The sequence below is a fragment of the Serratia marcescens genome (genome assembly GCF_006715005.1).
In the GTDB taxonomy this organism is placed as follows: domain Bacteria; phylum Pseudomonadota; class Gammaproteobacteria; order Enterobacterales; family Enterobacteriaceae; genus Serratia; species Serratia montpellierensis.
The window spans coordinates 3,205,491-3,221,448 of the sequence record NZ_VFMJ01000001.1; the positions used below are offsets into that span (position 1 = coordinate 3,205,491).

11 protein-coding genes are annotated in these 15,958 nt (G+C 58.3%); 6 read left to right on the forward strand and 5 right to left on the reverse strand.

The features are described from left to right. The first annotated feature begins 280 nt into the window (after window positions 1-280). The gene (fur, locus tag FHU12_RS15495) at window positions 281-727 is read left to right on the forward strand and encodes a ferric iron uptake transcriptional regulator (protein ID WP_019454058.1); all 447 of its coding nucleotides are present in this window, start codon (window positions 281-283) and stop codon (window positions 725-727) included. Between the two features lie 245 nt (window positions 728-972). On the opposite strand, the gene FHU12_RS15500 is transcribed toward fur, so the two are convergent. The 5 genes from FHU12_RS15500 to nagE all read right to left on the reverse strand — a co-directional run bounded on the left by FHU12_RS15500 (window position 973) and on the right by nagE (window position 9,942). Further along, on the reverse strand, window positions 973-3,630 hold the full coding sequence (locus tag FHU12_RS15500; protein WP_141970394.1) for a beta-N-acetylhexosaminidase: 2,658 nt from the start codon (window positions 3,628-3,630) through the stop codon (window positions 973-975). A 13-nt stretch (window positions 3,631-3,643) separates the two neighbouring features. Next, window positions 3,644-3,970: a ChiQ/YbfN family lipoprotein gene (chiQ, locus tag FHU12_RS15505; protein ID WP_004939944.1), complete on the reverse strand. Its 327-nt coding sequence runs from the start codon at window positions 3,968-3,970 to the stop codon at window positions 3,644-3,646. A gap of 47 nt (window positions 3,971-4,017) precedes the next feature. Next, entirely contained in the window at window positions 4,018-5,421 is a 1,404-nt protein-coding gene (gene chiP, locus FHU12_RS15510) for a chitoporin ChiP (RefSeq protein WP_019454060.1), read from the reverse strand. A gap of 579 nt (window positions 5,422-6,000) precedes the next feature. After that, window positions 6,001-7,665 (reverse strand): glutamine--tRNA ligase, encoded by a 1,665-nt coding sequence (glnS, locus tag FHU12_RS15515; RefSeq protein WP_141970396.1) that lies wholly within the window; start codon window positions 7,663-7,665, stop codon window positions 6,001-6,003. Between the two features lie 240 nt (window positions 7,666-7,905). Further along, a complete protein-coding gene (nagE, locus tag FHU12_RS15520; protein ID WP_141970398.1) occupies window positions 7,906-9,942 on the reverse strand; it encodes an N-acetylglucosamine-specific PTS transporter subunit IIBC in 2,037 nt (678 codons plus the stop codon). 334 nt (window positions 9,943-10,276) lie between these two features. On the opposite strand from nagE, the gene nagB reads away from it, so the two are divergent. The 5 genes from nagB to chiC all read left to right on the forward strand — a co-directional run bounded on the left by nagB (window position 10,277) and on the right by chiC (window position 15,931). After that, window positions 10,277-11,077: a glucosamine-6-phosphate deaminase gene (nagB, locus tag FHU12_RS15525; RefSeq protein ID WP_004939952.1), complete on the forward strand. Its 801-nt coding sequence runs from the start codon at window positions 10,277-10,279 to the stop codon at window positions 11,075-11,077. A gap of 18 nt (window positions 11,078-11,095) precedes the next feature. Next, window positions 11,096-12,235, forward strand: coding sequence for an N-acetylglucosamine-6-phosphate deacetylase (gene nagA, locus FHU12_RS15530; RefSeq protein WP_141970400.1), 1,140 nt, complete (start codon window positions 11,096-11,098; stop codon window positions 12,233-12,235). Window positions 12,236-12,262: 27 nt separating this feature from the next. Continuing rightward, a complete protein-coding gene (nagC, locus tag FHU12_RS15535) occupies window positions 12,263-13,483 on the forward strand; it encodes a DNA-binding transcriptional regulator NagC (RefSeq protein ID WP_004939956.1) in 1,221 nt (406 codons plus the stop codon). 67 nt (window positions 13,484-13,550) lie between these two features. Continuing rightward, entirely contained in the window at window positions 13,551-14,303 is a 753-nt protein-coding gene (locus FHU12_RS15540) for an HAD-IIA family hydrolase (RefSeq protein ID WP_141970402.1), read from the forward strand. Window positions 14,304-14,491: 188 nt separating this feature from the next. Then, on the forward strand, window positions 14,492-15,931 hold the full coding sequence (chiC, locus tag FHU12_RS15545) for a chitinase ChiC (protein ID WP_141970404.1): 1,440 nt from the start codon (window positions 14,492-14,494) through the stop codon (window positions 15,929-15,931). The last annotated feature ends 27 nt before the right edge of the window (window positions 15,932-15,958 follow it).

Genomic DNA, 15,958 nt, shown 5'->3' on the forward strand with positions numbered 1-15,958 from the left:
GTGCCCACAGGGCCGTCATCGGCAGCAGGGATTGCTGCGATAGAAGCTACAGATTTGTAACTTCCCACCCCGTCACGGTAGACTGAGATATCGGTTTATCCCATCCATCAAGGCGTTGCATGCAAAACATGCAATAGTGCAATTATATCTTTGTTAACAACCGGCGGTTTCCATTTAGTACAACCGGTTCTATAATGAGACGCATTAACTCTTTGTGCCGACCGATGCCACAGGCGAGTACGCCTCAACTTGATTAGCATAGTAACAGGACTGAATTCGCATGACCGACAACAACATCGCATTGAAGAAGGCCGGCTTAAAAGTCACGCTTCCGCGACTCAAAATCCTGGAAGTACTGCAAAATCCGGAATGCCATCACGTCAGTGCGGAAGATTTGTACAAAAAACTGATTGATATGGGCGAAGAGATCGGGCTGGCAACGGTTTATCGCGTACTGAACCAGTTTGACGATGCGGGCATTGTGACACGTCACAATTTCGAAGGCGGCAAGTCCGTGTTCGAACTGACCCAACAGCATCACCACGATCACCTGATTTGCCTGGACTGCGGCAAAGTGATCGAATTCAGCGACGAATCCATCGAAGTGCGCCAGCGTGATATCGCCAAGCAGCACGGCATCAAGCTCACCAACCACAGCCTGTACCTGTACGGCCACTGTGAAACCGGTGACTGCCGCGAAGACGAAACGCTGCACGACAAGAAGTAAGCCTGACCGGCTTTGAAAAACCGCCTCACACCGAGGCGGTTTTTTTATGCCCGCCGTACAACGGACAAAAAAATCCCCGGACAAGCCGGGGGAAAATCATGTCATGAAATATCACAATTGCAGCGGCACTGCTACTCCACGTACTACTCTCACTACAACGTCCGCCCTACGCCGACACGCGCGAGCGAACGCATTCCCCCTTCGTTATACGGCCGCCGCCAGGGCAGCAGGCCGTTGCACCGGGCTTAGACCTTCTCGGCGCGGCTGTAGCGCTTGCCGTCCGGGCTGACCGAACGCACCTGCACCTCACCGGAGATCGCCGGTTTGGCCTTGGCGTCATAGCGCTGCCACTGCTTGCCGCCGTCGGTGGAGTACTCGATGCCCAATCCCGGCAGCGCGATATTCGCCTCCAGCTTGCCGCCCGCTACGCGTGCGCCCGGCACCGGCAGACGGTAAGCGACGCCGCCCTTGTCCAGCTTGGCCAGTTCACGCTGGCCCAGGATATTGGCGAAGCGCAGCCAGTCTTTCTCCAGCGTCTTGGTATCGACAAAGTGGGTTTCCCCGCCTTTGTATTCGCGGCCGGCGCGATAGTCCTGCTCCCAACCGGCGCGGTGCCAGGCGCGTTCTGCCACCGACAGCGCGCGTGGGAAGATCATGTATTCCATCTGCGGGTCGGTGCGCTGAGTTTCGCTCCACAGCTGAGCGGACAGCCCGTAGGCGCCCGGCCACGGCTTGTCGCTCTTGGCGTTGAAGTGGTTGCCGTCGCGGTCGACCGAGGTTTCAGCGTTCTGCGGCATGTTGTCCGGCGCGAAGCTGAACACCTTGCGCTCGTCGCTGAAGCGGGTACCCCAGTAGTAACCGCGCTCGTCCGGGTTCACCTCGTAAGGGAAGTCCATATAGACGTAGTCCGGGTTGGAGACCACCACTTCATACCCTTTGTTGGCCCAGTCGTTGACGCTATCGAAACCGCCCCAGTACAACGTGTCCCAGAAGTTGACGCCCACGCGCGAGGTGGCGAACGCCTTCGCGCTCTCGGCGTCTTTCAGGCCGTCTTGCCAGGCCTGCATTCTGTCGATGCCGTGCGCTTTCACCAACTTGCTGACCTCTTGGCCAAAGTAGCTCGGCAGGTGCTCCATGTCGGCCACCTTGCCCTCTTTGATCATCGTCTGGCAAACCTGCGACTTGGCCCACGGCTTGTCTTCGTTGCTCTGATCGATGATGCCTTTGCCCGGATCCGGTTTCGCCTTGTCGGTATAGCCGGCGCCCAGGCGAATGTTTTTCGCTTCGTCGCCGCCGAAGTGCCAGGTCTTGATCGGCTGGCCGGCCTCTTTATGCATCTGGGCGATCTCGCCGATCACCTTGTCGACAAAGCGCTGGGAAGAGTCCAGGCACGGGTTCAGGTAGCTCTGGCGGTTAAAGAACTGCACGGAGGTGGTGTTGGAGGTATCGGTCGGATCCACCAGGCGGAATTCGTTGGCCTCCTGCTCTTTCCCGGCGGCATGCAGCTTTTTATAGCGCGCTTCCATCGAGACCACCGCGGCGCGGGCGTGTGCCGGCATGTCGATCTCCGGGATCACCTCAATCTGGCGCGCCTGAGCGTATTTGATGATGTCGATATAGTCCTGACGGCTGAAGAAGCCGCTGTAGACGTCCGGCCCCTGGCCGTACTGCGGCAGCAGGCAGGTGGTTTCGCTCAGATCGTGGCAGCGCTGGCCGCCGACTTCCGTCAGCTCCGGCAAACCGGGGATCTCAATGCGCCAGCCTTCGTCATCGCTCAGGTGGAAGTGGAATTTGTTGAGCTTGTAGGCCGCCATCTGATCCAGCAGGCGCAGCACCGCGTCCTTCTTATGGAAGTTGCGCGCCACGTCGAGGAAAATGCCGCGATACTGGAAGCGCGGCGCGTCGCTGGCGTCCAGCGTGGCTATCTTGCCGCTGCCGTCGCTCGGCACTAACGACAGGATCGACTGCAGCCCGTAGAACACCCCGGCCTGATCGAAGCCGATCACCCGCGCCTCTTTCTTGCCAATGTTCAGCTCATAGGCACCCGGCACCGCCATCGCGCCTTTAAATTTGCCCGGCTGGATGTCGGTTTTGATCGGGTAACCGTTGGCCTGAACCGGCACGCCCAGCAGCGCGAAGCGCTGGTTGACGACGTCCGCCGCCGGCTTAACCAGCGTGCTCAGATCCGGCGATACCCCTTTGCGCAGATCGACGTCCTGCGCGTGAACCTTCACCTGCATCGGCGTCGGCACGATCTGGCCGCGCAGCGCGCCGGTAGGCAGCGTCTGCAGATCGGCATTGCTGACAAAGCGCGAAGCCGGCGTCATCAGAATGTTTTTGTCGTCCTTGGTGCGCTTCCACTGGTCGCCGGTGAACGGCGCCACAAACTGGTCCAGGTTTTCGGTGTCGGTATTCGCCAGCATTTTCGGCTTGGCGTCGCCGGACGTGGCATACCAGCGCGGCAGGAAGTCGTTTCTGAACAGCTGCCAATATTCGGCGACCACCGGGATTTCCACCGCCTTACCGGCCGGGAAACCGCTGAATTTGGCGGTCGGCTCCAGCTTGTACAGATCGCCGGTGAGGTGAGCGATCTTGAACTGGTCGTTGTCTACCCGCAGGGTCTGGCGCGGGCTGTGGAAATAGATGACCCAGTCTTTGCCGTCGATCGCCTGGCCGTCGTTGCTGAGGGTGAACAACACCCGGTTGCATGAGGCCCAGTCGGCGCCCAGCGCCGCGCAATCCACGCCGTTTTCGCCGGCGCGGTTATCCAGCATTTTCACGTTCAGCTTCAGCTGGCTCAGCTGATCCACCAGCTGTTGATCGGCCATGGCGTTTCCCATGCCGCCCAGGAATCCCATCGTTGCCGTCAACGCGGCTAATGCGCTCAGTTTGAATGCGTTCATGTTCTCGTCCTTCTTAATTATTGTTATCGCGAATTTCTTGCCACAGCTTGCCGCACTTGGCGTCGTAAGCCTGACCGTTACCGCTGTGCACCGCCATAATGCAGTTCTGATAATCCATCACCCGCACCGTTTCCTGCGCGGCGAACTGCTGGTGCTGCTTCTCTTGTTTCAGCACGTTCAGCACCGCCTTGCAGGGCTGCAGACGCTCCGGCGAGCCTTCGGCAGTGTTGATGCAGGCGCTGTAAGCCTGCTTCAATTTGGCGTCTTCCGGCGGCGCGGCGGGTTGCGCGCAGGCGCTCAAGGCCGCGGCGGCCGCCAACATCAGCATGATTTTTTTCATCGTTGAATTCCCTTAACTGCTCCCCGGCGGCGAGGCCGGGGAACGCATCAGAAGATGGTGAATGGCGCGATGACCATGAACTTGACGTCTTTCTCGTCCTGGAAGATGTTGCCGTAACCGCCGCCCCAGCTCGGGATGTTGGTGTGGTTGTCATACTGGGTGTAGTGCAGCTTGATCAGGGTGCCCTTGGCGCGCCCTTCCTGGATGGTGTACATCGCGTCCAGGCTCCAGGCGCTCTCTTTCAGGCGCTGGCTCTGATCGTAGATTGGGTTGGTGCTCGGCTTGGCGTCCCAGGCGTAAACGTAGGAGCCGCCGACCGCCATGCCCGGCAGGTTCCAGTTGCTGAGGTCATACATCACGCCGGCGTACACCGCTTTCTCGCCGTTGGCGTTAAAGTCGGAGCGGTTGTCCCACCACACGTCCAGACGACCGTTGGACGAGGCGTAGGTCGGGGTCATGCGCTGCAGGAAGAAGCCCTGGTTGCCTTCCGCCTTGACCATGGTGCCTTCCAGACGCCAGTTGAATTGACCGGTGGTGTAACCGAAGGTCAGCGCCTGCAGCCAGGCCAGGCCGTCGTAGATGCTGTTCGGATCGTTCTTGTTACTGATGCGGTCTTCCGCACCGTAGAACTGGTAACTGGTGGTCAGCGGGTTGCCCAGCACATCGAATTTGTAAGACGCCTTGGTGAAGTATTGATTCACATAACCCTGCGCCTGGCCGAAGGCGGCTTCCAGCACCAGATCGTTTTTGAAATCGTACTTGGCGCCCAGCGAGTGCAGGTAGGAGACGCGCGTTTTCTTATCGTTCTGGCGGAAGTCGTCCATCTCGATATGCCACGGCGCCTTGTATTTGTCGGTCCACATGTAGGAGAAGCTCAACGCGCCGGCATCGCCGTAGTCGAACTTGGCGCCGGCTTCGGCCCCCTGATAAGTGCCCGGCATAAAGCTCCAGTGCGGTGCCAGCAGGGTTTGGCCGCTCGGCTGAATATAGCCGGCGCGCGCCCAGACCGGGCCGTATTTGAATTTGGCGGCGGCTTTGTACAGGCTCACGCCGCCTTTGTCACCGGAATAGTCTTCGTCGTAGGTACGGTTTTTAGAGGAGAACGCGATCTCGTTCGGGTGGCCGCTGGCGCTGGATTCTGCCAGCTCGATGGCGGTAAAGGCGCCGACGTCCAGACCGAACATGTCCCAGGCGTAGCCCGACGCGAAATCCAGGCTCAGGTTGGCGGTGGAGTGCGACAGGTTGGTGGTGTATTGGTTGTAATCCTTGCTGTCTGGATTGAGATCTTTACGGTCGCGCTCACGTTGCCAGTAATAAATGCCGCCGGTCAGCGTGGAATCATCGATAAACCCTGCGGCTTTCGCCTCAGGCGCCATGGCAAACCCTGTTCCCAACAGCGCGCCCGCGACTGCGAGCGCCAGCGTTTTACGCTGAGCACCGTGCGTACCCATATTGAAATTCCTCTTTGACTTAACTTAAAAGTTGCAGCCGCCTGTGTTCACCACTGCCCTGCACGACTGCCAATAAAAAACCCGAACGGGTAAAAAATATTGCCGACGAGATGTTATTCCCACAGCACTAATTGCTACAGACAGACTATTTTTCGCGACGCGAATTATCAAATGAAAAATGCGGGAGATTTGTCAAAGTATGACAAGGAGCACATATCAGTGAGATTTTGTTACGTCGGTAATCATGGAGAGTGTCGAATAAAAAATTCAATTAAATCAGAATAAATTGAGATACAAGGTCAACCAGAGACGATTAATGGTTTCAGCCTGACTAAATTCGTCAGTCAGACGATAAAAATTGAGAGCGCTCTCCAAATGAAATTAATTCGCATCACGAATATATAAGAAAAAATGAAGACTAATAAAACCAATATAAGAAAACTAATGGGTTAATGCGTCGCCATTAATTAAACGCATCCCGGAGAAAATGAGAGAGGAATAGATCGTGAGCCGAGCGCAGGCATAAAAAAAGCGCGGCTTAAAGCCGCGCTGATTCATTAATTTTCGAGGCGAATAAGATTAGCCTTCGATTTTCGCCCAGGTGTCACGCAGGCCGACGGTGCGGTTAAACACCAGATGCTCGGCCGACGAATAACGATTGTCGGCGCAGAAGTAGCCTTCGCGCTCGAACTGGTAGGCTTTCTCCGGCTGTGCGGCCGCCAGGCTCGGCTCAACGAAGCCGTGCTTGATCACCAGCGATTCCGGGTTGATGGTGGAGAGGAAGTCCTCCGCCGCGCCCGGGTTAGGCACGCTGAACAGGCGATCGTACAGGCGAATTTCCGCCGGCAGCGCGTGCGCCCCAGACACCCAGTGGATCACGCCCTTCACCTTGCGGCCGTCGGCAGGATCTTTGCTCAGCGTTTCCGCATCGTAGCTGCAGAAGATGGTGGTGATCTCGCCCGCTTCGTCCTTCTCGACGCGCTCGGCCTTGATCACGTAGGCATTGCGCAGACGCACTTCTTTGCCCAGCACCAGACGCTTGTACTGCTTGTTGGCTTCTTCGCGGAAGTCGGCGCGATCGATATAGATCTCGCGGCTGAACGGCACATCGCGGCTGCCCATTTCCGGCTTGTTCGGGTGGTTAGGCATGGTGACCATTTCCACCGCATCGCCCATGTTCTCGATGACGATTTTCACCGGATCCAGCACCGCCATGGCGCGCGGGGCGTTCTCGTTCAGATCGTCGCGAATGCAGGATTCCAGCGCGACCATCTCGACGTTGTTGTCCTGCTTGGTCACGCCGATGCGCAGGCAGAACTCGCGAATCGAGGCGGCGGTATAACCGCGACGGCGCAGACCGGAGACGGTTGGCATACGCGGATCGTCCCAGCCCTCGACGATCTTCTCGGCCACCAGCTGGTGCAGCTTGCGCTTCGACATGATGGCATATTCGAGGTTGAGGCGCGAAAACTCGTACTGACGCGGGTGGCAAGGAATGGTGATGTTATCCAGCACCCAGTCATACAGACGGCGGTTATCCTGGAATTCCAGGGTACACAGCGAATGGGTGATCCCTTCCAGCGCATCGGAAATGCAGTGGGTGAAATCGTACATCGGGTAGATGCACCATTTGTTGCCGGTCTGGTGGTGTTCGGCGAACTTGATGCGGTACAGCACCGGATCGCGCATCACGATAAACGGCGAAGCCATATCGATCTTGGCGCGCAGGCAGGCGGCACCTTCGGCGAACTCGCCGTTGCGCATCTTCTCGAACAGCGCCAGGTTCTCTTCCACGCTGCGATCGCGGTACGGGCTGTCTTTGCCCGGCGCGGTCAGGGTGCCGCGATATTCACGGATCTGCTCCGGCGACAGCTCATCGACGTAGGCCAGGCCCTTGGTGATCAGCTCAACCGCATACTGGTGCAGCTGATCGAAATAGTCTGAGGAGTAACGAACGTTGCCGCTCCACTCAAAGCCCAGCCACTCCACGTCGTGCTTGATTGACTCCACGAACTCGATGTCTTCTTTCACCGGGTTGGTGTCATCGAAACGCAGGTTGCACTGGCCCTGATAGTCCTTGGCGATGCCGAAGTTCAGGCAGATGGACTTGGCGTGGCCGATATGCAGATAGCCGTTAGGCTCCGGCGGGAAGCGGGTATGTACCGACGTGTGTTTCCCCGACGCCAGATCTTCATCGACGATCTGACGGATAAAATTGGTTGGGCGGGCTTCAGCCTCACTCATTTCACTGTTCCTCAATGCAAAGCGCTACACATAACCGCCTATGATCCAACAAGCCACGTCTGGAAACAACCGTTTGTTTCACGAAAAATGCGGCGCGTTGCACCATCGGCGCGCAGCGCACCGCCGTGGGGCGAAACGGAATAAAAAAAGCGGGAAGAGATCGCTCTCTTCCCGCCAAGTCGGGGCAAACTCCGCCATGATGCGTGGCCAGCCCCCGGTACTACTCAGGTAAAAACGGCCTTACTTTTGGATCTCGTACAGCTTGGTCTGACCGGCGACCACCGAGCCGCTGGCCAGCGCCGCCAGGCCGGCGTAGTCGTCAGCGTTGCTGACCACCACCGGGCTTATCATCGAACGCGCGTTGGCGTTCAGATAATCCAGATCCAGTTCCAGAATCGGTTGACCGGCTTTCACTTCCGCGCCCTCTTCCACCAGGCGTTTGAAGCCCTGGCCTTCCAGTGCGACGGTGTCGATCCCCATATGTACCACGACCTCGGCGCCCTTATCGGTTTCCAGGCAGAACGCGTGGTTGGTATTGAAGATTTTCACCACGGTGCCGTCCGCCGGCGCCACGACGATGTTGTCGGTCGGGCGAATCGCCAGGCCGTCGCCTACCGCCTTGCTGGCGAAAGCTTCGTCCGGCACCTGATCGAGCGCCACGACTTCGCCGGTCACCGGCGCCACCAGCGTTTCAAACGCGACTTTCGGCGCGTTCGGTACCGCCTGCGGTTTGGCTTCCGCAGCAGGGGCCGCTGCCGAGGCTGCCGCAGCCGCCACCGGGCCGGCCGCAATCACGTTGCGCATTGCGCTGGCGATAAGTTCAGCACGGGTGCCGACGATCACTTGCACGCTCTGCTTGTTCAGGCGGATAACGCCCGATGCGCCGAGGCGTTTCGCCAATGCGTCGTTCACCAGCGCAGAGTCCTTCACGTTCAAACGCAGGCGGGTGATGCAGGCGTCGATGCCGGTCAGGTTGTCGGAACCGCCGATCGCGCCGACGTAGCGACGGGCCAGCGTGGTAGTTTCGTTCTCGTCTTTACCGGCGTTGCTGTTGACGTTGACGTCATAACCGTCGGTTTCGTCACCGGCAACCGCCAGCTCGCGGCCCGGGGTCATCAGGTTGAACTTATTGATGGTGAAGCGGAACACCACATAGTAGATAACGAAGAACACCAGACCTTGCGGGATCAGCATGTACCAGTGGGTCGCCAACGGGTTGCGCGACGACAGCACCATATCCACCAAACCGGCGCTGAAGCCGAAACCGGCAATCCAGTGCATGCTGGCGGCGATGAAGACGGAAATCCCGGTCAAGATCGCGTGAAGCACATACAGCACCGGCGCCACAAACATGAAGGAGAATTCCAGCGGTTCGGTGATGCCGGTAAAGAAGGCAGCGAATGCCCCCGCCATCATGATCCCCAGCACTTTCGCCTTATTCTCAGGGCGCGCGCAGTGATAGATAGCCAGCGCTGCGCCCGGCAGACCAAACATCATGATCGGGAAGAAGCCCGCCTGATAACGGCCCGTGATGCCGACGACCGCTTTACCGGCTTCGATCGACTGCTGGCCGCCAAGGAAGTTAGGGATATCGTTGATGCCGGCCACGTCGAACCAGAACACCGAGTTCAGCGCGTGGTGCAGGCCGACCGGGATCAGCAGACGGTTGAAGAAGGCATAGATGCCCGCGCCGGCGGAGCCCAATTTCTGGATGTGTTCGCCGAAGCTCACCAGAGCGCCGAACACCACTGGCCAGACATACATCAGGATGTAGGCGACCAGGATCATCAGGAAGGAAATGAGGATCGGCACCAGACGGCGGCCGCTGAAGAACGACAGCGCCTTAGGCAGCTCGACGCCGCTGAAGCGGTTGTACACTTCGGCGGAGATGATACCCACCAGAATACCGACGAACTGGTTTTCAATTTTGCCGAACGCGGCAGGCACCTGGTCGAGGGGGATCTTCTGAATCATCGACACGGCGGCCGGTGAACAGAGGGTGGTCAGCACCAGGAAACCGACGAAGCCGGTCAGTGCGGCAGAGCCGTCCTTGTCTTTGGACATGCCGTAGGCCACACCGATGGCGAACAGCACGGCCATATGATCGATAATGGCTGAACCGGATTTGATAAATAATGCGGCAAGCGCGTTGTCGCCGCCCCAACCAACAGGGTCAATCCAGTACCCGACGCCCATCAAGATGGCGGCGGCAGGCAGCGTGGCCACCGGCACCATCAGCGCCCGTCCCACCTTTTGCAAATAACTAAGAATGTTCACCTTTTCCCCCTATGTTGTCCGCGGACGGACCCTATTAGTAGTTTATTTGGATCTCTCACTACCTTTTTAGAAACAATGCTTGGCACGTATCACTCATGCCGAGTGTAAAAAATTTATTTTGTATCGCAAATTAAAACCTCCCTTTTTGTGATAAATATCACCAAAAAGTAGTCTTTACCTCCCAGATTGCTGGCCATCACACAAAACTTATTTTATCATTCAAAAAATCAACCAGACGGACGATTCACGCGAGAATCATCAAGCTGGGTTACGCTTAAGACTCCCGCAGGCCCGTACAGTATAGCTTTAGTTTACTTATCCCAAGAGGTGTTAGATGAGACTTATCCCACTGAAAGATACCGCACAAGTCGGCAAATGGGCCGCGCGTCATATCGTTCAACGCATCAACGCATTCAAGCCAACCGCAGAGCGCCCGTTTGTCCTCGGCCTGCCTACCGGCGGCACGCCGCTGGAAGCCTACAAACATCTGATTGCGATGCACAAAGCAGGTGAAGTAAGCTTTAAGCATGTTGTGACTTTCAACATGGACGAGTACGTTGGCCTGCCGCAGGAACACCCGGAAAGCTACCACACCTTCATGTACCGCAACTTCTTTGACCACGTTGATATCCCTCGTGAAAATATCAACCTGCTGAACGGCAACGCCGCGGATGTCGACGCCGAGTGCCGCCAGTACGAAGAGAAGATCAAGTCTTACGGCAAAATTAACCTGTTCATGGGCGGCGTGGGTATCGACGGCCATATCGCGTTCAACGAGCCGGCTTCGTCCCTGGCTTCGCGCACCCGCATCAAAACGCTGACCGAAGACACCCGCATCGCCAACTCACGCTTCTTCGGCGGCGACGTCAGCCTGGTGCCGAAATATGCGTTGACCGTCGGCGTGGGCACGCTGCTGGATGCCGAAGAAGTGATGATCCTGGTGACCGGCCATGCCAAGGCGCAGGCGCTGGAAGCCGCAGTGGAAGGCAACATCAACCACATGTGGACCATCAGCTGCCTGCAGCTGCACGCCAAAGCGGTGGTGGTGTGCGACGAACCGGCCACCATGGAGCTGAAAGTCAAAACCGTCAAATATTTCCGCGAGTTAGAAGCGGAAAGCGTGAAAAGTCTTTAATCTTTGCAGGGGGCTACGATGTTCGCTTTAACCCACGGCCGAATCTATACCGGCCACGACGTACTTGATGACCATGCAGTCATTATCGCTGATGGGCTGATCGAGAGAGTCTGCCCGGCGGCTGAATTGCCCGCCGGCATCGAAACGCGCGACCTGGGTGGCGCCATCCTGGCCCCCGGGCTTATCGACGTGCAGCTGAACGGCTGCGGCGGCGTCCAGTTCAACGATTCGCTGGAAGCGATTTCGGAAGAAACGCTGGAGATCATGCAGCGCGCCAACGAGAAATCCGGCTGCACCAGCTATCTGCCGACGCTGATCACCAGCAGCGACGAATTCATGAAGCACAGCGTCGACGTGATGCGCGCCTATCTGAAAAAGCACCAAAACCAGGCGCTGGGCCTGCACCTGGAAGGGCCGTACCTTAGCCCGGTGAAAAAAGGCACCCATAACCCGGCGTTCATTCGCAAGCCAACGCAGGACATGATCGATTACCTGTGCGCCAACGCCGACGTGATCACCAAGGTGACGCTGGCGCCGGAAATGGTTGAGCCGCACGTTATCCGGCAGCTGACCGAGGCCGGCATCGTGGTCTCCGCCGGCCACTCGAACGCCACCTACGATCAGGCGCGCACCGGCTTCGCCGCCGGCATCAGCTTCGCCACCCACCTGTACAACGCCATGCCGTATATCACCGGCCGCGAACCGGGGCTGATGGGGGCGATCTTCGATACGCCGGAGGTCTATACCGGCATCATCGCCGACGGCCATCACGTGGCCTGGGCGAGTATCCGTAACGCCAAACGCCTGAAAGGTGATAAATTGGTCTTGGTCACCGACGCAACCGCACCGGCAGGTGCAGATATAGACCAATTTATTTTCGCCGGTAAAACAATATACTATCGGGATGGGCTGTGCGTGGATGAGAACGGTACCCTGAGCGGTTCCGCGCTGACCATGATCGAAGCGGTGCAAAACAGCGTCGAGCATATCGGCATCGCGCTGGACGAAGCGCTGCGCATGGCGACGCTGTACCCGGCGCGCGCCATCGGCGTCGAGCAGCGTCTGGGCACCATCGAAGCCGGCAAGGTAGCTAACCTGACCGCCTTCACCCGTGATTTCAAGATCACCAAAACGCTCGTTAACGGTAACGAGGTTTAATTCAATGAACAGCGAGTAACATTATTGATGAGCACTGGCGGACAAGCACAAATAGGGAACGTTGACTTAGTCAAACAGCTTAACGGCGCGGCAGTTTACCGCCTGATCGACCAGCAGGGCCCGATCTCGCGCATTCAAATTGCCGAACTCAGCCAGCTTGCTCCCGCCAGCGTCACCAAAATTACTCGCCAGCTGCTGGAGCGCGGGCTGATCAAAGAAGTCGATCAGCAAGCCTCCACCGGCGGCCGCCGCGCGATCTCCATCGTGTCGGAAACCCGTCATTTTCATACCGTCGCGGTGCGCCTCGGCCGCCACGACGCCACCATCACCCTGTATGACATGAGCGGTAAATCGCTCAGCGAAGAACACTATCCGCTGCCGGAACGCACCCAGGAAACGCTGGAGAATGCGCTGTTCGCCGCCATCGCCCAATTCATCGAAGCAAACCAGCGCCGTCTGCGCGAACTGATCGCCATCGCGGTGATCCTACCCGGCCTGGTGGATCCGGCGCTGGGCGTGGTGCGCTACATGCCGCACATCAGCGTCAGCAACTGGGCGCTGGTCGACAACCTGCAGCAGCGCTTCAACGTCACCAGCTTCGTCGGCCACGACATCCGCAGCCTGGCGCTGGCGGAGCATTACTTCGGCGCCACCCGCGACTGCGAAGACTCGATTCTGGTGCGCCTGCACCGCGGCACCGGTGCCGGCATTATCGTCAACGGGCAGATTTTTCTCGGCAATAACGGCAACGTCGGCGAAATCGGCCATATCCAGATCGATCCGCTGGGTGAACGCTGCCACTGCGGCAACTTCGGTTGCCTGGAAACCGTAGCCGCCAATGCGGCGATCGAACAGCGCGTGCGCCAGCTGCTGAGCCAGGGCTACCCGAGCAAACTGACCCTGGAAGACTGCGGCATCAACGCCATCTGCAAGGCCGCCAACCGCGGCGATCTGCTGGCCAGCGAAGTGATCGAACACGTCGGCCGCTACCTGGGCAAGGCGGTGGCCATCGCCATCAACCTGTTCAACCCGCAGAAGGTGGTGATCGCCGGTGAGATCACCGAAGCGGACAAGGTGCTGCTGCCGGCGATCCAGAGCTGCATCAATACCCAGGTGCTGAAGGACTTCCGCAAAAATCTGCCGGTGGTGACCTCCGAACTCAATCATCGCTCGGCGATCGGCGCTTTCGCCCTGGCCAAACGCGCGATGCTCAACGGCGTGCTCTTGCAGCGATTGCTGGAAAGCTGATCCGCCGCTTCTGGCAGGTGTGTTATCGTCACCCCTTGCCTGCCGTAATCATGAGAAACAGCGACAAATGAAAATCAAAAACGTTATATGCGATATCGACGGCGTGCTGCTGCATGACAATACGCCGGTGCCCGGCGCCGATCTGTTCCTGGCGCGCATCCAGGAACAAGGCATGCCACTGGTAGTGCTGACTAACTACCCGTCACAGACCGCGCAGGATCTGGCGAACCGCTTCGCCGCCGCCGGGCTGGAAGTGCCGGAGAGCGCGTTTTACACCTCGGCGATGGCCACCGCCGATTTTCTGCGCCGCCAGGAAGGCAAAAAGGCCTACGTGGTCGGCGAAGGCGCCCTGATCCATGAGCTGTACAAAGCCGGTTTCACCATCACCGACATCAACCCGGATTTCGTGATCGTTGGTGAAACCCGCTCTTACAACTGGGAGATGATGCACAAGGCCGCCTATTTCGTCAGTAACGGCGCGCGCTTTATCGCCACCAACCCGGATAGCCACGGCCACGGCTTCTCGCCGGCCTGCGGCGCTCTGTGCGCCCCCATCGAGAAGATCACCGGCCGCAAGCCGTTTTACGTCGGCAAGCCCAGCCCGTGGATCATTCGCGCCGCATTGAACAAAATGCAGGCGCACTCGGAGGAGACGGTGATCGTCGGCGACAACCTGCGCACCGACATTCTGGCGGGCTTCCAGGCCGGCCTGGAAACCGTACTGGTGCTGTCCGGCGTCTCCACGCTGAGCGACATCGAAACCATGCCGTTCCGCCCGAGCTACGTCTACCCTTCCGTCGCCGATATCACTATCTTCTGATGCGGCCATGGCGGTCGCCTGGCCGCCATTATTTCCCTCTTCCTGACCGCAGTTTGAATTTAATTCGTTCATGACCGCAAAAGGTTTCAGCCTGCCTGCGCTAAAAATCCTCATTATAACCTTACGCCCCGCCAATAGCTGATATTGCCGGCACGCGAAAAACCCTTACCCTAGTTAATGAGGCTACCATGAGCACAAATAATATTATTAACGCCGCCGCCGATGACGCGGCCATTATGCCGACTATCGCCAATAAAAAAATCCTGATGGGTTTCTGGCACAACTGGGCCGCCGGCGCCAGTGACGGCTATCAGCAAGGCCAGTTCGCCAATATGAACCTGACCGACATTCCCGCCGAGTACAATGTGGTCGCAGTCGCCTTTATGAAAGGCCAGGGCATCCCGACCTTCAAGCCTTACAACCTGTCCGACGCCGAGTTCCGCCGCCAGGTTGGCGTGCTGAACGGCCAGGGCCGCGCGGTGCTGATCTCCCTCGGCGGCGCAGACGCGCATATCGAGCTGAAAACCGGCGACGAAGACAAGTTGAAAGATGAGATTATTCGCCTGGTGGAAGTCTATGGCTTTGACGGCCTGGATATCGATCTGGAACAGGCGGCGATCGGCGCCGCCAATAATAAAACCGTCTTGCCTGCGGCATTGAAAAAAGTAAAAGACTATTACGCCGCGCAGGGGAAAAACTTTATTATCAGCATGGCGCCGGAATTCCCGTATTTACGCACCAACGGCACCTACCTGGATTATATCAACGCCCTCGAAGGCTATTATGACTTTATCGCGCCGCAATATTATAACCAGGGTGGCGACGGTATTTGGGTGGACGAACTCAACGCCTGGATCACACAGAATAACGACGCCATGAAAGAGGACTTCCTCTACTACCTGACGGAAAGCCTGGTCACCGGCACCCGCGGCTATGCAAAGATCCCGGCGGCGAAATTCGTCATCGGTCTGCCGAGCAATAACGATGCCGCCGCCACCGGCTACGTGGTCAACAAACAGGCGGTGTATAACGCTTTCTCGCGTCTTGACGCCAAAAACCTGTCGATCAAAGGCCTGATGACCTGGTCAATCAACTGGGACAACGGCAAGAGCAAAGCCGGCGTGGCCTACAACTGGGAGTTCAAAACCCGCTATGCGCCACTGATCCAAGGCGGCGTCACCCCGCCGCCGGGAAAGCCTAATGCGCCGACGGCGCTGACGGCCTCCGAGCTGGGTGCCACCTCGCTGAAACTGAGCTGGGCCGCCGCCACCGGCGCCTTACCGATCGCCAGCTACACCGTCTACCGCAACGGCAACCCGATCGGCCAGACCGCCGGCCTGTCGCTGGCCGACAGCGGCCTGACCCCGGCCACCCAGTACAGCTACTTCGTTACCGCAACCGACAGCCAGGGCAATACCTCGCTGCCGAGCAGCGCGCTGGCGGTTAAAACCGCCAACGACGGCACGCCGCCCGATCCGGGGGCGCCCGAGTGGCAGAACAACCACAGCTACAAAGCCGGCGACGTGGTGAGTTATAAAGGCAAGAAATACACCTGTATCCAGGCGCACACTTCCAACGCCGGCTGGACGCCGGACGCCGCCTTCACCCTGTGGCAGCTCATCGCCTAATCGCTAATCGATTGCCGGTCAAATCGG